This is a genomic window from Actinoplanes solisilvae (assembly GCF_003999975.1).
Taxonomy (GTDB): Bacteria; Actinomycetota; Actinomycetes; order Mycobacteriales; family Micromonosporaceae; genus Actinoplanes; species Actinoplanes solisilvae.
The window spans coordinates 1388404-1409096 of sequence record NZ_RJAC01000001.1; the positions used below are offsets into that span (position 1 = coordinate 1388404).

Annotated in this window: 16 protein-coding genes; 9 read left to right on the plus strand and 7 right to left on the minus strand. The window is 69.8% G+C overall.

The window, feature by feature from the left end:
• The first annotated feature begins 175 nt into the window (after positions 1–175).
• From EER30_RS06625 to EER30_RS06640, 3 genes are all read left to right on the plus strand, one after another.
• Positions 176–2740, plus strand: coding sequence for a putative bifunctional diguanylate cyclase/phosphodiesterase (locus tag EER30_RS06625; protein ID WP_432417511.1), 2565 nt, complete (start codon positions 176–178; stop codon positions 2738–2740).
• 446 nt (positions 2741–3186) lie between these two features.
• Positions 3187–4476: a glycosyltransferase family 87 protein gene (locus EER30_RS06635; protein WP_127499459.1), complete on the plus strand. Its 1290-nt coding sequence runs from the start codon at positions 3187–3189 to the stop codon at positions 4474–4476.
• A 1-nt stretch (position 4477) separates the two neighbouring features.
• The gene (locus EER30_RS06640; RefSeq protein WP_432417512.1) at positions 4478–4885 is read left to right on the plus strand and encodes a TFIIB-type zinc ribbon-containing protein; all 408 of its coding nucleotides are present in this window, start codon (positions 4478–4480) and stop codon (positions 4883–4885) included.
• A gap of 69 nt (positions 4886–4954) precedes the next feature.
• On the opposite strand, the gene EER30_RS06645 is transcribed toward EER30_RS06640, so the two are convergent.
• Positions 4955–6163 (minus strand): SUKH-3 domain-containing protein, encoded by a 1209-nt coding sequence (locus EER30_RS06645; RefSeq protein WP_127499157.1) that lies wholly within the window; start codon positions 6161–6163, stop codon positions 4955–4957.
• A gap of 101 nt (positions 6164–6264) precedes the next feature.
• Between EER30_RS06645 and EER30_RS06650 the strand changes: the two genes are divergently transcribed.
• Genes EER30_RS06650 through EER30_RS06665 form a run of 4 tightly spaced genes read left to right on the plus strand, consistent with a single transcriptional unit; the run spans position 6265 to position 10967 of the window.
• On the plus strand, positions 6265–6693 hold the full coding sequence (locus EER30_RS06650; RefSeq protein ID WP_127499158.1) for a YbaB/EbfC family nucleoid-associated protein: 429 nt from the start codon (positions 6265–6267) through the stop codon (positions 6691–6693).
• Positions 6683–7000 carry a hypothetical protein gene (locus EER30_RS06655; protein WP_127499159.1) on the plus strand — a complete coding sequence of 106 codons (318 nt, stop codon included), beginning with the start codon at positions 6683–6685 and terminating at the stop codon, positions 6998–7000. The genes EER30_RS06650 and EER30_RS06655 overlap by 11 nt, the downstream gene beginning before the upstream one ends.
• A complete protein-coding gene (locus EER30_RS06660) occupies positions 6997–10635 on the plus strand; it encodes a toxin glutamine deamidase domain-containing protein (protein ID WP_127499160.1) in 3639 nt (1212 codons plus the stop codon). Before EER30_RS06655 ends, EER30_RS06660 begins: the two co-directional genes overlap by 4 nt.
• Positions 10632–10967, plus strand: a complete 336-nt coding sequence (locus EER30_RS06665; RefSeq protein WP_127499161.1) for a hypothetical protein — start codon at positions 10632–10634, stop codon at positions 10965–10967. The genes EER30_RS06660 and EER30_RS06665 overlap by 4 nt, the downstream gene beginning before the upstream one ends.
• 3 nt (positions 10968–10970) lie before the next feature.
• Here EER30_RS06665 and dnaB read toward each other — a convergent pair whose 3' ends face one another.
• Entirely contained in the window at positions 10971–12401 is a 1431-nt protein-coding gene (gene dnaB, locus EER30_RS06670; RefSeq protein ID WP_127499162.1) for a replicative DNA helicase, read from the minus strand.
• A 432-nt stretch (positions 12402–12833) separates the two neighbouring features.
• Here dnaB and EER30_RS06675 point away from each other — a divergent pair, with 432 nt between their 5' ends.
• Positions 12834–16589: a hypothetical protein gene (locus EER30_RS06675; protein ID WP_127499164.1), complete on the plus strand. Its 3756-nt coding sequence runs from the start codon at positions 12834–12836 to the stop codon at positions 16587–16589.
• 174 nt (positions 16590–16763) lie between these two features.
• Here EER30_RS06675 and rplI read toward each other — a convergent pair whose 3' ends face one another.
• From rplI to EER30_RS06700, 5 genes are all read right to left on the minus strand, one after another.
• A complete protein-coding gene (gene rplI / locus EER30_RS06680) occupies positions 16764–17213 on the minus strand; it encodes a 50S ribosomal protein L9 (RefSeq protein WP_127499166.1) in 450 nt (149 codons plus the stop codon).
• Positions 17214–17227: 14 nt separating this feature from the next.
• Positions 17228–17467, minus strand: a complete 240-nt coding sequence (gene rpsR / locus EER30_RS06685) for a 30S ribosomal protein S18 (RefSeq protein ID WP_007073789.1) — start codon at positions 17465–17467, stop codon at positions 17228–17230.
• Positions 17468–17518: 51 nt separating this feature from the next.
• Positions 17519–18094 (minus strand): single-stranded DNA-binding protein, encoded by a 576-nt coding sequence (locus tag EER30_RS06690; RefSeq protein ID WP_127499168.1) that lies wholly within the window; start codon positions 18092–18094, stop codon positions 17519–17521.
• A 65-nt stretch (positions 18095–18159) separates the two neighbouring features.
• Positions 18160–18450: a 30S ribosomal protein S6 gene (rpsF, locus tag EER30_RS06695; protein WP_014448192.1), complete on the minus strand. Its 291-nt coding sequence runs from the start codon at positions 18448–18450 to the stop codon at positions 18160–18162.
• 323 nt (positions 18451–18773) lie between these two features.
• Positions 18774–19769, minus strand: coding sequence for a hypothetical protein (locus EER30_RS06700; protein ID WP_127499170.1), 996 nt, complete (start codon positions 19767–19769; stop codon positions 18774–18776).
• 130 nt (positions 19770–19899) lie between these two features.
• Between EER30_RS06700 and EER30_RS06705 the strand changes: the two genes are divergently transcribed.
• Entirely contained in the window at positions 19900–20676 is a 777-nt protein-coding gene (locus EER30_RS06705) for a deoxyribonuclease IV (protein ID WP_127499172.1), read from the plus strand.
• Positions 20677–20693 lie beyond the last annotated feature (17 nt).

Consider the following 20693-nt stretch of genomic DNA (forward strand, 5'->3'; position numbering starts at 1 on the left):
CCAACATCGCTTCTCATTGCATATTGTTGTTCTCGTCGCGACGAACTGCCGAAAATCCTGAACTCTCCGGTCCCACCAGGGGCCAAACCGCGAGGAGAAGAACGATGAAGTCGAACGACTGGCACTGAGGGCGGTGCGCGAACAAGCGCACTTGCATACGCTTGAGCCCGGACCCGTGTCCGATGTGCTCGGCGACTGGACGACTCAATTGCGAAAACCGCAAAGCTCCAACGACGACGCGACCGGTCGGCAGCTCAAGCTGCTCATCGGTCTCGTCGTCGTTCTGGCGTCGGGCGCCGCCGCCGCCGATGCGTGGTGGGCCGTCAGCCATCCTGAGCCGCTGCCCCACCCGGCCCTCCTGGGGCTGGTTCTCGTCGGCGCCGTCGTCGCCAACCGCGTCAACGTCTATGTCCGAGTGCGCTCCAGCCTCTACGGCACGGCCTGGGGCGAAGTGCCGGTGCTGGTCGGCCTCGTCTTCCTGCCGCACGGCTGGGTCGTGCTCTGCGCCGCGGCCGGCATCGCCACCGTCAAGATCGTAATGCGGGCGGCACCGCACCGCGCGGTCTTCGCCGTCGCCAAGGAAGTGCTGACCGCGAGCACGGCCAGCCTCGTTCTCACGGTGATGGACCTCAACCTGGGCTCCGACTCGATCCTCGGCACGGCCCTCGCCGTCTCGCTGGCCTACCTGGCCATGTGGTTCGTCGACGACCTCGTCTTCATGCCGGTCATCGCGACGGCCTCCGGCTCACCGATCGGCCAGGTGATCCGCAAAGACCTCGACGGCAAGGTCTTCGCCCACGCCGTACGCCTCGTCGCGATCGTCTACATCATCGAGGTCCTCGGCTCCGGCGCCAGCCCCATCCTGCTCGGCTTCGTGCCGCTGCTCGTGGCCTGCCTGCACCTGTGGCTCTCGCGCCAACTGCGTACGCGGGAAGAAAGACGCTCCTGGCGCGAGCTCGCCAAGACCACCGACGAACTCAACTCCGTCGAGCTCACCCAGGTGCTGCATGTGGCGGCGGCCCAGGGCGCGCGCGTCTTCTCCTCCGACGAGGTCGAGATCGACCTGACCGGCAACGGCGTCGACCGGGTCGTCCTCGCGCGGGGCAGCGAGATCGTCTACGACGGCCCCGGGCCCCGCCGCATCGCCTGCGTCAGCGAGATGACCGCCGAACTCGAGACCAGCGATCGCAGCTATCGGGCCGGCCTGCTCGCGCTCGGCTTCCACCAGCAGGTCAAGCTCAACGAGTTCGAGCAGTACAAGTTGAAGACCTTCGCCGCCGCGCTCTGCACGGCCATCCGCAACGCCACGGCGTACGCGGAACTGCAAAGGCTCAACGAGCAGAACGCGTACGACGCCGCGCACGACCCTCTGACCGGCCTGGCCAACCGTCGCGAGCTCTACGAGCGGGCCGAGACCCACTTCCAGCGGCGCACCGAGCAAGGCGTGGCCGCGCTGCTGCTGATCGACCTCAACCACTTCAAAGAGGTCAACGACACGCTGGGCCATGCGGCCGGCGACACCGTGCTGCGCGAGGTCGCCCGTCGGCTGGCCGACGCCGCCGCGCCCGGCGACCTGGTGGCCCGGCTCGGCGGCGACGAGTTCGCGGTGCTGCTGGTCAACCTGCCCACGCCGGCCCTGGCCGCCCACCGCGCCAAGACGATGCTGGCCACGCTCGAGGAGAGCGTCACGGTCGAGGGCATGCAAATCACCGTCGAGGCGGCCGGCGGCATCGCGCTCGCCCCCGGCAGCGGCGGCGTGAACGAGCTGATGCGACGTGCCGACATCGCGATGTACCAGGCCAAACGTGCCGGCCAGCAAACCGCCACGTACGCGCACGCGCAGGACACGGCCGACGTCAACCGGCTCGTGCTCGGCGGCGAACTGCATCGCGCGGTCACCGAGCACGAGTTCGTGGTCGACTTCCAGCCCATCGTCGATCTGGGCAGCGGCGAGGTGACCGCGGCCGAGGCGCTGGCCCGCTGGCACCACCCCGACCAGGGCTACCTGACCCCGATGGAGTTCCTGCAGACGGTCGAGCGCTCCGGGCGGCTGCCGGCCTTCGCCGACGCGGTGCTCGAACAGGCGCTCGACGCGACCGACCTGTGGCGTGAAGCCGGCTTCGACCTGCCCGTCGCGGTGAACGTGTCGCCCCGCAGCCTGCTCGACCCGAGCTTCCCCGAATCGGTGCTGGCCCGTCTGCGCCGCCACGCCGTCCCGGCCGACCGGCTGGTCTTCGAACTCGCCGAGACGCTGACGCTCAGCCAGCTCGACGTGGTGGGGCGCGCCCTGACCGAGCTGAGCGAGGCCGGCGTGCGGCTGGCCCTCGACGACTTCGGCACCGGGGTGTCGCCGCTCTCGGTCCTCTCCCACATCCCGGTCCACCAACTGAAGATCGACCGCGAGTTCGTCACCTCGGTGCAAACGTCGTCCGAGGCGGCGGCTGTGATCCGGTCAACGGTCGACCTCGCGCGCAGCCTGCACCTCACGGTCATCGCCGAAGGGGTAGAGAGCGAACCGCAGAGGCACGCGCTGTGGGGGCTGGGCTGCGTGGCCGGGCAGGGGCACCTCTTCGCCCGGCCGATGTCGGCGGCGCGCCTGCTGGCTACGTTGCAGCGGGGGACGGGCGGGCGGCCGGGGGCGCTGGCGTCGTCGCTGCATGACGGGGCGGCGGTGGTTCGCATGTCGCGGCGGCGGTCCGGGGGAGCGGGCCGATCGGCTCTGCCACACTTGCCCGCGTGACAGAACCAGGGCGGACGGCGAGCGAATCCGCAGTTGAGGAACCCGTCGACGACCCCGGTCCCAACGACGCACCCGCACCTGCGGACACCTCCGAATCCGTCGACGCGCTTCCGCCTGCGCCGACCGCACCCACCAACTCGCCCGCGCCGGCATCGACCGATTCGCCCGCGCCCGCATCGCCCGCGCCCGCATCGCCTGCGCCTGAGTCGCCTGCGCCTGAGTCGCCTGCGTCGGCCATTGCGCCCGACCCGCGTCCGCCGGTCAAGACTCCTGACCCCGGCGAAGCCCCTCCGCCTCTCGAGGCGTCCGATCCGGTCGAAACACCCTTGCCGGCCGAGACCCCTGACGCAGTGCCCGACGCAGTGCCCCCGCCGGTGGACGCGCCTGAGCTGGACGACGAGCCCGCTCCGACCAGCCACACCGCCGCCACTTCTCCCACAAAGGACATTTCGCCGTCCCGCCGGCTCGGCCGATTCTTCGCGCGTGTTGATCAGGCGGCCGGCGGCTTCGCGGTTGATCTGGCGCTCTACGGCCTGTCCGCGGTGTTCGCCCTGGTCACCGCACTGAACTCGACGCTGTTGCCCCATCGGGCGTGGGGCGCGATCGCCGTCTGGGCCTACGCCGGCGCCTTCCTCATCGCGGCCCTGCAGCTGACGATCTACCTGCTCACCCGTCGGCGAGCTCGCCGCTGGCGCGCCGGCCGGGCCACCCTCACCTGGCTCACCTGGGCCGGCGCCGCCCTGCTCCCCCTCGTCGTCCAGGCCGTTCAGCGGGCCGACGGCCGCACCGACCGCGCTCAGGAAGAAGTGCTGGTCGTCGAGCACATGGGCGAACGTCTGTGGACCGAAGGCACGCCGTACCTCTCCCGGGAGGCAATCGCCGCCCTGCCCGCCGACGAACGCCTGATGGGATACAGCCCGTACCAGCCCGGAATGTCGATTTTCGGTCTGCCCCGGGCTCTCTTCGGCGACGTCTGGTGGACCGACGCCCGCATCTGGTTCGCCCTGACCACCGCGATCCTGCTGATCACCGCCGTCCTGCTGCTACGACGCCACCCGATCGTTCGAGCTCTTCAGGTCGCGACCGTTCTCCCCCTTTGCGCCCTCACCCTGGCCACCGGCGGCGACGACATCCCCGTACTCGCGTTCTGCCTGCTCGCGCTGGCCTTCGCGGCCACGGAGCGCTTCGGATGGGCCGGCGTGGCGGTCGGCGCTGCCGCGGCCTGCAAGCTTTTCGCGCTGCCCGTGGTGGCCGTACTGATCATCCTGGCCCTGGCCCGGGGGCGTGGCGGCAAGCTGCTGCCCGGCGCGCTCGGTCTGCCGATCCTCGTGCTGATCCCGCCGTTCCAGGTCGACCAGGACGCGTTCCTCGAAAATGTGATCCGCTTCCCGCTCGGCCACGGCCTGGTCGAGAGTCCCGCCCAGTCACCCTTTCCGGGCTATCTGATCGCCCAGAATGTTCCCAGCGGCCGCTATGTCGCGGTGGGTCTGCTGCTCACCGTCGCGGCGATCATCGGCGTGAGCCTTCTGTGGCGGCCTCCGCGCACCGCCGCCTCGGCCTCGCTGATCTGCGGCTGGGGCCTGCTGGCGGCGATCCTGCTGGTGCCGACGACCCGGTTCGGCTACCTGCTCTACCCCGTCGCGTTCCTCGTCTGGGTGTCCGCGCTGCGTCCCGTGCACAGGAACCACACAGCTACAAGTGGCCCGTTGGATGACACAGCCTTGTACCGTCAATGAGATGCAGATGACCTGTCCGAAGTGTCACGGCGACATGCGAGTGTACGAGCGCAGCGGCGTCACAGTCGACCAGTGCACCGAGTGCCGAGGGATCTTCCTCGACCGCGGTGAGCTGGAAAAACTGTTCGAGGCCGAGTCGAGCTTCAACACTCGCCAGGCCCCGCCTCAGTCCGCCCCGCCGCGCCCCGCCGCCGCCCCTCAGCCGGGTTACGGCCAGCCCCAGCCGGGTGGTTACGCCCCGCCGCCTCCGCCGCCCGCGCCGGGCTACGGTCAGCCGGGCCACGCCTACCCGCAGGCCCCGGTCCCCGGCCACGGCGCGCCGGTCTACGGCCACCACGGCCACTACCGGCGCGGCCACCACGGCCACTACAACCGCCGCAAGAGCTTCCTGCACAACCTCTTCGACTAAGAGCGCAGGCACTCGCCGCTGTCCGCCGGTCTCCTCACGAGACCGGCGGAGGCCAGTGCTGCGCCCGGCTCACCAGGTGCCGTCGTCGTGCACCCGGCGGGCCGGTCCGTCACCGGTGAGCAGACCGGTCAGCGCCTCGTCGAGCGTGCTGCCCACAAACCATTCGCCGGCCTGATCGAGCACGAAGACCCGGCCGAGTTCGTCGATCGCCACCACCGCGTCGCCGCCCTCGACACCGATCGGGAAGAGCGGCACCCCGATGACCTCGGAAAACTCCGAGAGAGCGGCCGACGCGTGGGCCCCTGGCACCGGGTCGAGCAGCAGCAGGCGGATAGCCCGGCGCTGCCCAGGCCCACGCCGCCCGCAGCGCACACGGGGAAAGTCGGCCACCGCGGCCCGAGCCGCGTCGAAGGGCCGAAGACGTCCGTCCGAGGCGTCAACCGCCCGTTCGACCGCCGCAGCGCCAAGTGAAGCGCCCGGTTCGGTGCCGATCCAGCCACCCCCGGCCAGGGTGCGTGCCACCTCGTGCGGAAAACGTCCGGGCGCCGGAATCCGGTCGGATCCGTGCCGCCACTCACTGGTGAACGCCAGGTCCGACCACGGCAGCACGGCAAGGTCGACAAGCACGCTCAAACACGTCTCGCATGGGCGCATCTCCTTGCCTGCCGTGGGATCGCCCTGGTCACGTACGAGATAGGCAGTGAACGCGGCCTCGGTCAGCCAGGCCCTGGCCTCGTCGAGCGCGATCTCCCGCCCGCGGGCACGGGAAGCGTCGTGCAGCGCGTCGGAAACGGCGATCAACTCCGCGTGCCGATGGGCGCCACGAACCCGAGCCTCGGCACCCAGCATCTCGAGGCGGTCGATCACCAGGGCATGGTGGTTGATCCGCTGGTCACCCTTCGCACCCTGCGCCCGGAAGAGCCGGTCACCCGCCGTGAGGTGCGCGGCCGTGGTCGGCGCGGGCCTCCGGCGGGTTAGCCGCAGCAGCGAGATGGCCGGATCAACCGTGCCGGGCGGCGTCGGGCGACGGTCTCGATAGACCGCGGCGATCTCCTCGGCCGGCACGCCGGGCCACGTCGAGAGCAGCCCCGTCTCGCGGTCGATGACCGTCCGTGCACCGTCGCCGGGCACGGAGAGCATGGTCGAGGGCTGGCGCGTCCACACCACATAGCCGAGGTCGAACTCGGCGAGCATCGGCTCACATCCGTACCCGCGCTGCTCGGACTCGTTGCGCGCCCAGCGCTCGGCGATCTGTTCGGCTTCCCCGCGTGTGATCACTGCCCGCTTCCTCCTCCTGAACCCGATCGGCCCGGACGACGTTCGCAGATTGAAGTTAACCGAACACGCAAAGTCTCGGCACGGACGAGGGGTGTGGCCCGGTGGCTGTATCGGCGAATCGCGACGCGAATCGGGAACTGAGGGATCGCCTCGCAGAGGTGCACGAACGCTATGCGCGCTTGAGGTCCGATCTGGACGATCTTCAGAAGCGATTGGCCGCGGTCCGGATCACCGTTGTCTCCCCGGACGGACTGGTGCGGGTGACGGTCGGCCCGCGCGGCGAGCTGATCGATTTGAAGCTGATCCGCCGAGCCACTCGGAACATGGACAGCGAATACGTTTCGCGGACCATCGTCGCTACCGTCCACAGTGCCGCCCAACGCGCTGCGGAACGTGTCCAGACTTTGATGGGCGACTATCTTCCGGCTGATTCCGGCGCCCTTCGCTACCTGCGCGACCAAGACTTCGGCGCCCTGCTCGGCCGCTCCGACGAAATCGTTCACGACCTGGGCGGCCGTCATGATCAATGACCGGCTGCGGCTCGACGCCGAGGAGGCCCTCGCGGGATCACGCGCCCTGAGCGCGGCCGGCGAGGACCTCGGCGCGCGCCGCAACCGGTCCGGCGCCGAGATCGCCGCCGCGAGTTCGGCCACGCCGTGGGGCCGGGACAAGTACGGGCAGTCGTTCGAGCAGCACTACCGGCCGTTCGAGCAGCAGGTCCTCGACGCCTGGCAGCAGCTAGCCACCTATGTCTCGGGGCTCGGCGACGCCGCGGGCCAGTCGGTGCGCGACAACCTGGCCGCGGACGTCGACGCGGAACGGCGGTTCCGATCATGAGCCTGCTGCCCAGTCCCGTTCCGCACCCGCTCGAGTTCAGCCCGTTCGACGTTCCCGCCTGGGCCTACGAGGCGCTCGAATGGGTGGTCGGCTTCGACTGGCCGGCCGGCAACGAGGTCGCCACCTGGGACATCGCCGACCGCTGGTATGACCTGGCCACGTCGCTGGCCGCGCCGAACGAGGCAGCGATGTCGGCCGCGAACCAGTTCCTCTCCGGTTACGGCGGCGAAGGCATCACGGCCGAAGGCTTCGACAACGCGTGGCGTCGCGTGGCCGGCGACGAGAACGCCCCGCTGCACGACCTGCTGCGCGTCTCGGACGAACTAGGTCGCCTGGTCGAGGGCGCCGGCACCGACATCGAGGCCGCGAAACTCGAAGCCTGGATCGAGATCGGCATCTTCCTCATCGAGCTGATCGGCGCCGCGGTCACGGTCGCGCTCACCTTCGGCGCCGCCTCGCCCGCGGCCGGCGGCCTGATCATCGCCACCCGCCTCGCCGTCCAGCAGATCTTCCGGAAGCTGGTCGAACAGCTCGGCATGAAGGCGCTCAAGCAGACCGCCGGACGCGCGCTCAAGCAGGTCACGACGCGTGAGGGAGTGCGGAAGCTGAGTCGTAAGGCGGTCGGCGAGGGCTTCGACGAGGCCCGCGAAGAGATCGCGGTCAACGGCGGCATCCAGCTCTATCAGCAGTCCAACGGTCGACTGGACAGCTTCGACCTGAACGACCTCGGGCGATCAGCGGCGGCCGGGTTCGCCGGAGGAGCCGCGTCGACCGGATCCTCCCTCGGATCGCACGGGCCCGGCGGCACCCTGCGTGGCGCCGGCGGCGAGGTGCTGGCCGAGTTCGGCGCCGCCGCCACCTTCGGCGAACTGCCCGACGCCGCAGGGCTCGCGAAATCCGCCACCTCGGGTGCCGCGGGTTCGGCCCTGCACGCCGCACCGTCCGCGCTCTCGCTCGGCTCCCTCGAAGGCCTGGCCCCGCCGGTCCTCCCATCGGTCCCGGTGAGTGATTCCGTCCCGCTTTTCGACCGTACGAGGGAAAGCGTCGAACTGATAGGCGGAGTGGCCCAACCATCGCTTCCGGTCGAGTTCACGAAAGCATTTGAGGGTCCGTCGCCCTCCACACCGGACACCGCCGTGCCCGCTCGGTCCGAGGTCATCTCGCCCGACCCCCAGACCGCTTCCGCACCCGATTCGTCCGCTACCTCGTCCTCGTCCCCATCCCCCACCCCGACCTCGCCCTTGCCGTCCCCCGATTCCTCCTCCTCCTCGTCCTCCTCGTCCTCGTCCTCCTCGTCTTCGCCGGTTCCTCCCTCGTCGGCTGCCACCGAAAACTCTCGCGCCCTGACCTCCGCGCCGACGCTCGCCCTGGCGGACCCACTCGCCACCCCGACGCTCGCCCTCGCGGACCCGCTCACCACCAACGCCACGTCACCACTCCCGTCGCCCACGCCCGCCACCAGCAGCGATCCCCTCCTCGGCCCCTACCTTCCCGCGACGGGCCGCCCCTCCAGCTCCTCCGGCTCCTCGGTTCCGGGCTCCCCCCGTACGCCACTCTCCGACCTGGACCGCATCGCCGAAGCCCTCGCCCCGCGCCCCGTTCCACCCCGCCCGGCCCCTCGCCACGTCGACATTCCCCGGCTGACGAACTTCCGCCCGCCCGCCCGTCCGGCTCCGCCCGCACCCGAGGCTCGCGACGAACAGGCCTATTTCGGCTACGTCGACCACGCCCGCCGGACCCACGAGCAGAACCGGCGAGACGAGTACGCCACCTACCTCGACTCGATCGCCGAGGACAACCGCGCCAGGATCGCCGACCTGGGGCAGAGCGCCTACCAGGCCGGCCGCGCCGGCTTCACCCTGCGCGAGGCCGCATACCGCCGTCAGGCAGTCGAACTGACCGAGATCGTCGCCGAGATCGAAATCCAGATCGACCAGGTCCGCTCGGGCGAACTGGCCCCCGCCCGCATCGAGGTCGACCCGCCCGACTGGTCCCGCATCAACCACGACGTGGGCAACCTGGCCCCAGGCGGCGTACGCGTCGGCGACCGCTCGGCCCTGGACGGCTTCTCCGGCCGCCCACCCATCGACCGCACCCGCCGCTACGACGTGGTTGGCGGCCTGCGCGCCCCGCTGGCCGTCCACCAGGTAGACCTGGAGAACGCCGTCCCCCGCGACGAGCACGGCCAGGTGTCCCGCCTCCCCGACCCGCGTGCCGGCACCTGGTTCCGCCTAGCCAACGACGGTGGCCCCGCAGCCGACCCGACCCGGGGCCTGAACTGCGTGGACGGTGTCCTGGCCCTGTTCGACACCTACATCCACGGCCGCCCCCGCGTCTCGGCCCCGAGAACCTTCGACGTCTACGCCCATGGCAACCCCGACCGGCCCCTTGGCGGCGAACTGGAGGGCGTGAACCGCATCCGCCTGGCCACCGGCGGCGACTTCCAAGGCCTCTGCCCCTACCTGGGCCAGGCAGACCCCGCCCAGGCCAAGCCGGCCATGGACCAGGCCGTACAGAACCTGACCAACCACCTGCTGAACACCGGACATGGCGCCTACGCCTTCATCCTCACCGACCTGGAAGGTGGCGGCAGCCACTCCTGGTCAGCCCTGAACCAGAACGGCACGATCCTCTACCTGGACCCCCAGATAGGCCGCATCTCCGAACACACCCCCATGTACCACCACCACGGCGTCCCCACCCCCATCAACATCGTCTCGTTGGAAGCCCTGGTGGTAGACGCCTCAGGCACCCCCGCCCCATTGCCCAACCACGCCCCCGGCAACTGGTCCGCCCAACCGCCCACCGGCGCCTATGACCCTTCCGAGGCGATCCGACAAGCCGAGCGGGAGGCCTTCGAGTCGCTCCCTGCCGATCGACGCGCTGTTCTAGAACGGTCCATCGCGGACTCCAGCATCACCGCAGCGCGGGTCTCGGCTGATTTGCACGAGGTGACGTCGACTCTCCACGCTGGGCATGCCCGTGTGGTGGACGAGGGATATCGGGTTAAATCTGTCGAATCACTCGGCAGAAAATATCTCGAAGCGTCATCGTTCGAGGACATCGACCCTGACGAGTACCTCCGCCGGGTCAAGGATCGCGTCCGGTTTTCTGTTGAAGTCCCTGAAGCAGGTTACGGAGCAACCGTGGCTCAGCTAGTTGATCAACTTCATAGCCGCGGCTACCGGACCATGCAAACGGCGAGCTTCTGGGCCGATCATGGAAGACACAACGGCTTGAACGTGTGGTTGACCGACCCCAACGGGTTCAAGGTCGAAGTCCAATTTCCAACGCCGCTCTCCCGCGCTGTCGGTAAGGCAACCCATCACAGTTACGAGATCATGAGATTCGGCGGCAGTCACGGCTACGACCGTGTCAACGCCTTCCTCGAAATTCTTGCGACAAACAAGACGAAAAGCATCTATGACCACCGACCGTCCGATCTGCATCTGGTCGACAAGCTGCGAACGAAGCGAACGACGCTGGCCTCCTGGCTAGCCTCGGATCAGGAGACACTTCGTCAATACCGTGATGCTCTCTCCACGCGGGGCATCTCGTTCGGCGATCATTTGCGACAGCACGGGCTGACCTGGCGCGACGTGCCGGGGATGGAGGAAGTGGGCTTGTTCGAATGACACAGCACAACTTCGCCTACAAAGCGATCCTGAAGAGCGACGACCGCTCGACCATCACCAGCCTCATCGCCTATCAAGCGCCCGGCGATCAACGTCTTCGCGCGGTCATCTGGAGTGTGCCGCGCCAACAATGGATCTACGCACCGAACATCGCCGCACCGATCCTCTACGACGATCAGGAGCAGGACCGCGGGCGCCCGGTCGATCGCCAGACCGCCGAGCAGATCTCCCGCGACATCCTCCACACGGAACTTCCCGCCGAAAGCACCCTCACCGAACTGTCGGACGAGGGTGAGCGCAACGGCTGGGGATATGGGCCACCGAGAACCTGAGCCTCAGACGATGGCCATGTCGACGAAGCGGGACAGGTGGAGCTGGGCGGCCACGGTGACCGTGTCGGTGGGGCCGTTTCGGTGTTTGGCGACGATGAAGTCGGCCTCGCCGGCTCGGGGGCTTTCCTTGTCGTAGTAGTCGTCGCGGTGCAGCAGGATGACCACGTCGGCGTCCTGCTCGATCGAGCCGGATTCACGCAGGTCGGACAGCTGGGGTCGCTTGTCGGTGCGCTGCTCGGGGCCACGGTTCAGCTGGGACACGGCGATCACCGGGCACTCGACCTCTTTGGCCAGCAGCTTGAGACCACGGGAGAGCTCCGAGACCTCTTGCTGACGGCTCTCGGTCTTCTTCGGGGACGACATGAGCTGCAGATAGTCGATTACCAGGAGTTTCAGGTTGTGTCGCTGCTTGAGGCGGCGCGCCTTGGCCCGGATCTCCATGAGGTTCATGTTCGGCGTGTCGTCGACGAAGATCGGGGCCTCGCTGATCTCGCCCATGCGGCGGGCCAGTTTGCTCCAGTCGTCGTCGGTGAGCTGGCCGGAACGCAGCACGTGCAGCGGCACCCGGGCCTCGGCCGAGAGCAGACGCATGACCATTTCGATCTTGCTCATTTCCAGGGAGAAGATCGCGCTGGCGCAGTTGGCGCGGATCGCCGCGTTGCGGGCGAAGTCCATGCTGACGGTCGACTTACCGAGACCGGGGCGGCCCGCCACGATGATCAGCTGGCCGGGGTGCAGGCCGTTGAGCAGGCGGTCGAGGTCGGAGAAGCCGGTCGGCACGCCGGTCATCACGCCGCCGGACGCGCCCACCGCCTCGATCTCGTCGAGCGTGGGCTGCAGCATGTCGCCGAGGGCCGCGAAGTCTTCGCTCACCCGCTTCTCGGTGACGTCGTAGATCGCCTGCTGGGCCAGGTCGACGATGTCGTCGACGTCACGGCCGCCGTTGCCGTTCGCCCCGTAGCCGAGCTGGACGATCTTGGTGCCGGCCTCGACGAGGCGGCGCAGGATGGCTCGCTCGCTGACGATGCGCGCGTAGTAGGACGCGTTCGCCGCGGTGGGCACGCTCTCGATCAGCGTGTGCAGATAGGGCACGCCACCGATGCGTTGCAGATCACCCGAGTCGGCCAGGGCTGCGGCCACGGTCAGCGCGTCGGCGGGCTCGCCCCGTCCGTAGAGATCGAGAATGACGTCGTAGATCGTGCCGTGGACCGGGCGATAAAAGTCGTGTGTCTTCAGGATCTCGACGACGTCGGCGATCGCGTCCTTGGACAGCAGCATGCCGCCGAGAACGCCCTGCTCAGCCGCGACGTCTTGCGGTGGGGACTTGTCGAATGAGCCGCCGCCCCCGGTTGGCCCGCCGCCGGGCGGACCACCACCGGACGGCCCACCACCTGACGGCTTCGCCGGCGGTCGCGTCTCGTCGGTGATCGACACCCGGACCTCCTCCGTTCGCCGTTCGTGCACCCCGAATACAACCGCTCGGGTGTGACACTTTCGGCTGATCCACCACCATGATCAGGAAAAACTTCCGATCAAGCTCCGCTGCTGCGGCCGCACCACTCTACGAACCCCGCCCCCACCTGCCCAAGCGCCCCGGTGGACGAGCCTCGGGACAACCTGTGGACATCTCCGCCGAGCCTGTGGGCAGCCCTGTGCACAGCCTGTGTACAACTCCTGGGGACGACGACGGTTCTGCCTTGTCGAGCAGGCATTTCTTCATCCCCACCTGTGGAGAGCAAAAAAGACCTGCACAACTGCGAAAAGGTTCGCCGCGTGAGCAAGCCGTCGCACGGAGGCGTTGCGGTTCTGACGCGCGGAAGGCACGCTTTTCAGGTGGACCAACGGGAGTGGGACTACGGTGCCCGCATGTCGCGACAGCGACGAGCGGCCGACGCCCGTACTCCTCGCAACCCGGATTCGCCCGATTTCGCCGAGCCTGATCCTAATTGGTCCTCGCTCACCGACACCGGCAGTCTGAAACCGAGCGACGAGGCACTCGACTGGCAGCGCCGGGCCGATCAGTGGGCTCAGCAGGCCGAATCCGACGATCACCAGGCTGTCGAGCCGGCCAACCGCTGGTCCGACGCGGCGTCGACGGGTCGCACCACGTTCCCCGCCGACGGCGTGGGCTGGCGCACCGAGACGGCCGAGTGGCGCGCGACCGGCGCCCGCTGGCGGCAGACCACGGAGTGGCGTTCCACCACCGGTTCGCATGTCTGGCGTTCGACGACCGAGGCCTGGCAGACCGGCGGCAACAGCGCCTACCCGGACGACGCCGAGACGCCCATGTCCCAGCCGGCGATCGCGAGCACCGCGTGGTCCGAGGAGTCGAACTCCGATTCCCGCCCCGCCTGGCAGCAGTTCGCCGACCCGTCGAACGAGCCCGAGCCCGATCGGCGGCGTTCACTGCCCGCCGAAAGTGCCCAGCCGAGCTGGCAACAGCCCTCCCCGCGTACGCCCGCTGAAAGCTCGCCGTCGTGGCAGCAACTGGTCGATCCGCCTCAACCGCAGCCGCGGGACTCCCGACCTTCATGGCAGCGCGACGCGATCGAGGGCTCCGCGACCTGGACCGACCTCACCGACCAGCGCTCGGCTCCCGCGCCCGCCCCGGCCGACTCCGGCACCACCTGGCTGCGCACCGAGAACCCCGACGACGGCCGTCACCTGGTGCGTGAGGACGACCGCGCCGCCTGGCGACGCGATTCCGGCGGTGGGTCACCTCAGGTGGGGCGGCGTCGCGCTCCCGAGCCCGGTTCCGCCCCCTCCGGGGGTACGGGCTGGTCCGCGGCCCGCCCCGAGAACGAGAGCTGGGAAAACACCGACGGCTGGGCCCGGCACACCGACACCGGCGGCATCCAGCTGTACGGCGACACGCCCGCCCCACCTTCGACGAGCTGGGGCACAGGCACGGGGTTCGGCTCGCGCAACGTCAACCGGCGTGAGGACACCGGCCGCCGTCAACTTCCTTCCGCGTACGGCGATTCGCCCGCCTACGAGGTGCCCCCGGCCACGCCGTACGAGCCTCCGCCCCGCCCGCCTCGCCGCGACGACACCGCGAGCGCCCGTGCGCTGCCCCCCGGCGGCTACGACGAGACCCCGCGACAGCGCTACGCACCCGACGACGACCAGCCCCGCTATGCCGACGAGGCACAGGGCAGCCGCAGTCGACGTTCACGCCGCTATGCCGAGGAGCCCGACGGCGCCCCGGCTGCCGGTTCGTACGCGCCGCCCGAGCCCCGTGCTCCGCGGCGCTCCCGCCCCGAGCAGCGCGACGACTCGGGCGCCTTCGGCGCGGTGCCGATGCCGGCCCCGCAGCCGACGTCAGCGCCGCGCAGTGCGGTGCCGATGCCCGCTCCCCGCAGCGCTGTCCCGGCGCCGGGCGACACCCCTCGCAACGGCCCGCCGAAGGGCCGGGCGAAATACAACGGCGGTGGCAACGACTGGCGTGAACAGACCGGTTCGTGGGAGGCCGAACCCGACACGAGCAGTTGGGTCCGCGATCCCGACACCGGCCAGTGGAGCCGCTCCGACGACGACCCGCGAATCCTGGCGTGGCGCCGCGAGGCCGCCCGGCGCGAGGCGATGGGTGAGGGCCCTCGTGCCCTGCCCGCCCCGCCGCCCGCCGCGATGGAGCCCGAGATCGGCCCGGAACCGCGCCCCGAGCCGCCAGCCGCCGCCGGCTGGCGGAACAGGCCGCCGGCACCTCTGCCGCCCGGCCCCACGCCGCGCAGCGCTACCCCCTACACCGAACCCGGCTACGCCTCCACCAGCTCCGGCTCGCGCCGAGACTCCTATGAGACGTCCGGCGGTTATGGTGTCGCGCCCGCCAGCTCGGTCCCCTATGACCAGCCGCGCGACTACGGCAGCGGCACTTCCGGCCGCGACTCGTACGACCCCGCGCGCGACTACGACAGCGGTCCGACCCGCTCGGTGCCGAGCCGTGACTACGACAGCGGTCCGACCCGTTCGCTTCCCGACCGCGACCCCTACGGCAGCGGGCCCGCCCGTTCCGCTCGGGGTCGCGACTCATACGAGGCGCCTTCTCGCGGTTATGACGCGGCCCCCGCCGGCCCGGCCCCCTACGACGAGCCGCGCGACTACGGCAACGAGATTCCCGGCCGTGACCCCTACGGTTACGGCGCCGCGCCTGCCGACCAGTCTCGCGGCTACGGCGGCGCTGGTTCCCGCCGCGGCTACCGCGATGACGAGCCCGGCAACGCGCCCCGCAGCGGGCCCGCGGCTCCCTACAGTGGTCAGCGCGCCCTGCCGAGTGCCCCGCGCAGCGCCCCCGGTTACGACGGCCCCTCCGCTCCGGCAAGCGGCATTCCCGGCGGCCCGATCGGCTACTCAGGTGGTTCAGCCGCCCCACGAAGTGCCCCCGGCTACTCCGGCGGCGCGGCCGCACCGCGAAGCGCCCCGGGCTATTCGGGTGGCTCGGCCTCGCCGCGCAGCGCCCCCGGCTACTCGGGTGGCTCAGCCGCGCCGCGCAGCGCCCCGGGCTATTCGGGTGGCTCGGCCGCGCCGCGCAGCGCCCCCGGCTACTCGGGTGGCTCAGCCGCGCCGCGCAGCGCCCCCGGCTACTCGGGTGGCTCAGCCGCGCCACGCAGCGCCCCCGGCTACTCCGGGTCCGCTTCCGCGCAGGTCAGCTCGGTTCCGGCCGACACCTCGCGCTACTCGTCGGGTGCGGCGCCTTCCGGCGGTTTGATTCCGCTCGAAGAGCCACGGCGCTCCGGTCGCCGTCGCGCCGAGGACGACGAGCCCACCCGGCGCAACGCCGCCGGCCCGGGCGGCTATGCCGAACCGCTGAGTCCCGCGACCTGGCAGCAGCCCGGCCCCGACTCCCGAACGAATCGCCCGGGCCGCGCCGACGACGTTCCCTCGTGGTCGAGCGACGAGACCGAGGCCCCGCCTGAGCCCGACTCGGGCGCCTGGCATCTCGAGGAACGTCGGGAACGTGCTCGCGGCAGCGCGATGTACCGCGACGGTGGTGGCGGCGACTGGCGCCGCGACCTGGCCGATCAGAGCGATCTGGCCGAGGGCGAGTCCCGACGATTTGGCACCTCGGATTACGTGCCCTTTCGGTCGAGCGGCTCAGCCGCTGTCACGGGACAATCAAACTTATCCACCACGTCGACCTCGCTGATCTCGCCGATCGGGCGCGATTCGGCCCCCCGCGAGGCTGCGACGGGTCCCGCGCAGCGTGCCGCGGCGAGCTGGAACGGCCCGTCGGGGGCCTACGAACGCCGCCCGGTCACCGGCGGCTACCCCACCGGCCGGAAGAGCGATCTGCTCGATCCGGACGATGAGGAGGATGAACAGGGCTCCGGCAGCCCGCTCGCCGTGGTCGGCTACACCGTCATCTGGTACGGCGTCCCGGTCGTCCTCTTCATCGCCTACATGCTCGTGGTCGGCGCCGGCGGACAGGGCCACGCCCTGGGCACGCTGGCCAAGGCCGCCCCGCAGTTCCTGATCTCGTTGGTGCTGAGCGTCCTGGTGGCGATCGGCCTGCGCTTCGTCAGCCAATCGTGGAAGGCGATCAGCGTCGGTCTGGCCGCCGCGGTGGTCGGCGGGGGCCTGGCTACCGTGCTGACCTCGGCCATCACCGGCAACAGCCTCAGCTGACCGTCCATTGTGACCGACCTGGGCCGGCTGGATGGGCCAGGCGGGGCCGGACACCGTCTCCGGGGCGAGCCGGCGCCGGAACCGCATTGTCGGCAGCGCACCCCGCTTTGAAAACACGAACGGCGCGTCGAGATCGAGGATCTCGACGCGCCGTCCGGACGCGCGGGGCGTTTGTTACTTGGCGGCGACGACGTTCACGGGGAACGTCGCGGTCACCTCGGGGTGGAGCTTGACCTGAACGCTGTAGGCGCCCGTGGTCTTGATGTGACCGGGCAGCTCGAGGCGGCGCCGGTCGAGGGACGGACCGCCGGCGGCCTTGACCGCGTCGACGATCTCGGCCGGGGTGATCGAGCCGAACAGCCGGCCACCGTTGCCGGAGCGGGCGGTCAGCGTGACCTTGAGGCCGGACAGCTGGCCCTTGACCTCGTTGGCCTGGCCCAGGTCACGGATCTCGCGAGCCTCGCGGGCCCGCTTGATGACCGCGACCTGCTTCTCGGCACCCTTGGTCCACAGGATCGCGAAGCCCTGGGGCAGAAGGTAGTTACGGCCGTAGCCGTTCTTGACCTCGACGATGTCGCCGGGGGTGCCGAGACCCGACACCTCCTGGGTGAGGATGATCTTCATATTGGCGATCCCCCTCAGCGCGCCGTCGCCGTGTACGGCAGGAGCGCCATCTCACGGGCGTTCTTAACCGCGCGGGCGATCTGCCGCTGCTGCTGAGACGTCACCCCGGTGACCCGGCGGGCACGGATCTTGCCCCGGTCGGAGATGAACTTCCGCAGCAGAGCGGTGTCCTTGTAGTCGATGTAGGTGATCCCGTCCTTGTCGAGCGGGTTCACCTTCTTCTTCGGCTTGCGAAGCGCCGCAGCCTTAGCCATTGCTCTTACTCCTGATGTCAAAAAGCCCTGTGTTTGCGATAAACCAGTGGGCTAGAAGGGAGGCTCGTCGTCGAACGAGGAGTTGCCGCCGCCACCGCCGGAGCGGGTGCTGCCGCTGGAAGCCGGAGCGGCCGTGGCCCACGGGTCGTCGAAGTTGTTACCTCCGCCGCCGCCGCTGCCGCCGCCGTTACCGGCCGGCCGGTTACCACCACCGGAGGCGCCGAAGCCGCCGCCCGAGTTACCCCCGGAGCCACCGCCGGAGCGGTTCATGCGCTGCACCTTCGCCGTGGCGTACCGCAGCGACGGGCCGATCTCGTCGACCTCGAGCTCGTAGACGGTGCGCTTCTCGCCCTCGCGGGTCTCGTAGGACCGCTGGCGCAGCCGACCCTGCACGATCACCCGTGAGCCGCGCTGAAGCGACTCGGCGACGTGCTCGGCGGCGTCACGCCAGATGTTGCACGCGAGGAATAGTGGCTCGCCGTCTTTCCACTCGCCCGACTGCCGGTCCAAGGTCCGCGGCGTCGAGGCGATGCGGAACTTGGCAACCGCCGCACCCGAAGGGGTGAAGCGCAGCTCGGGGTCGTCGGTCAAGTTGCCGACGACCGTGATGGTGGTTTCTCCTGCCATGATCTTCTCCTCGCCGCTTCGCTCGTTCGTTGGAGGGTCTCAGGACCCCCTGACAAAAACGAGACTCAGCGGGTCTCGGGCCGGATGACCTTGGTGCGCAGGATGGACTCGTTCAGCCGGAGCTGACGGTCCAGCTCGGCCACGGCCTCGGGCGTCGCCTGCAGGTCGACGACCGCATAGATGCCTTCGGCCTTCTTGTTGATCTCGAACGAGAGCCGGCGACGGCCCCAGACGTCGAGCTTCTCCACCGAGCCACCCGCGGTCCTGATGACGTTCAGGTACTGATCGAGCGACGGGGCGACGGTGCGCTCCTCGAGCGAAGGGTCGAGGATCACCATGAGTTCGTAATGACGCAAGACGTTCTCACCTCCTGTGGGCTGAACGGCCACGGTCTCTCCGTGGCAGGAGGTCTTGTGTCGATCGCAATGTTTGCCGACCCCGGGATTTAGGCCCCGAAAGCCGACACCGCGGGACATGGCCCACGGCGGTCACAGTGCGAACCGAGCAAGCATACCCAGGACCGTCGCGCCGCCAAAAAGGAGGACCCCGCCGGATGACGGGGTCCTGCCTGGTGGAGCCGCGGGGCGCCCGGTCCGCATTCGCTGGGTGGGACCTGGGGAGGAACGACCACACCGATGAGGTTGGACACGGCCGCCCCGCGGAGCTTGTGAGAGAAAGACTAAGCCATTCTCGCCCGATTTGCACGTTGCGACACGATTGCCCGAATAGCACCGACTCCTACGCCCATCGCGCAGACGGCGGCGGTCAGCGCGAGCAGCCCCAGCGAGCCGCCTTCCTGCATCGGCTCCAGTACGGCCACGGGCTCGGCCGCGGCGATCTCCGTGGTGGCCGGCACCTCTCCCGCCGGCTCCGCGCCGACTGTCGCCGGCTCGAGGTCCAGCCCGGGTGCACTCGGGAGCAGCTCCTTCTCCGCGCCGGGCGGCATGCCCGCGAATGCCGGTGCCGCGCTCCCCGGCGTACCGGAAGGGGTCTTGGACTTGACCTTGGGCCGGGACACCGCAGCGCCGTGGGGCATGGCCTGAGCCGCCGTGGTGGCCGCGTGGGCTGACCCGGTGGAGCGGTGCGACGACTGCTGAGGAGTGCCGGGACGGTCGGCGAACCGGGCTCGCGAGGGATGATCGTCCGGTTTGGCCAGGCCCGGCGCCGACGAGCCCGCCGCCGTGCGCGAGGCGTTGCCGGAGCCCTGGGGCGCGAGCGAGATCGGCGTCTGGTCCGCCGGGGGCGCCGCCGAGGCCGGGTCGGGCCGGGTCGCCGCCGACGCGGACGGCGAAGCGGTGACCAGGACGGGCGAGACGTCGTCGCCGATCGCGCAGTTCGGCTTGAGCACGACCGACGTGGTACCTCGCCGGAAGATCACCTCAGTGGCCGAGTTGTCGGGCACGGTGCCCTTCGTGTCACCGGCGAGCAGCAGCCTCGCGGCGTACCCGGTCTGGTTGACCACCCGGATCGTGGTCTGCGCGGGCACGGTCATCGACTCGACGTCGGGCCGGGAGTCGCAGGAGATGCCGAACATCCCGCCACTCGTGAAAGTCACCTGGCGGGCGCCTTCGGGAACCTCTTCCGCGCTGGCCGCTCCGTTCGCGAGCATCGGGGCTCCGAAGATCAGACCGCCCAGCACGATCGCCGTCACTCGCTGTCGGACCTGCCGAGACATGCACCATCTCCCACTTCGCACCGGCCCGGACGCCGGTATCGGTCAAACGTGATCAATGGGGCTAACGAGGCCCGGCGAGGCACGGTGACGCAGGAGGCGAACTGTCGGACCCTCGTCGTAGTCTCGACTCATGCGCATCGGAGCCCATGTCGATCCCGCCGCACCCCTCGAGGAGGCCGCCTCCCGCGGGGCCGAGGCGGTGCAGTTCTTCCTCACCGACCCGCAGGGCTACAAGACGCCCAAACCGCGGGACGACGCGGCGGCGCTGCGCGAGTCCGAGGTGGACATCTACGTTCACGCGCCCTACATCGTGAACGTGGCCTCGCCCAACAACCGCATCCGCATCCCGAGCCGCAAGCTGCTGATGGCCCACGCCAAGGCCGCGGCCGAGCTGGGCGCCAAGGGGCTGATCGTGCACGGCGGCCACGTCGGTAAGGACGCCGACCTCGCGACCGGCTTCGACAACTGGCGCAAAGCCTTCGAATACGCCGAGTCCGACGGCGGCCTGCCCCTGCCGATCCTGATCGAGAACACGGCCGGCGGTGACAACGCCTGCGCCCGCCGGTTCGACGACCTGGCCCGGCTGTGGGAGGCGGTGGGCTCGTTCGGCGCCGGCTTCTGCCTGGACACGTGCCATGCCTTCGCGGGCGGCGAAGACCTCGTCGGCATCGTCGACCGGGTCAAGGCGATCACCGGGCGCATCGACCTGATCCACGCCAACGACTCCAAGGGTGGATTCGACTCGGGCCAGGACCGACACGACAACCTCGGCAATGGCAAGATCGACCCCGAACTGATCGTGGCCGCCATCCGCGCCGCCGGTGCGCCGGCCGTCGTGGAGACTCCGGGTGGCTCCGAAGGACAGACCGCCGACATTTCGTTCCTGCGGGAGCGGACGGGCCGGTGACGCGCCGCACGGGGAGA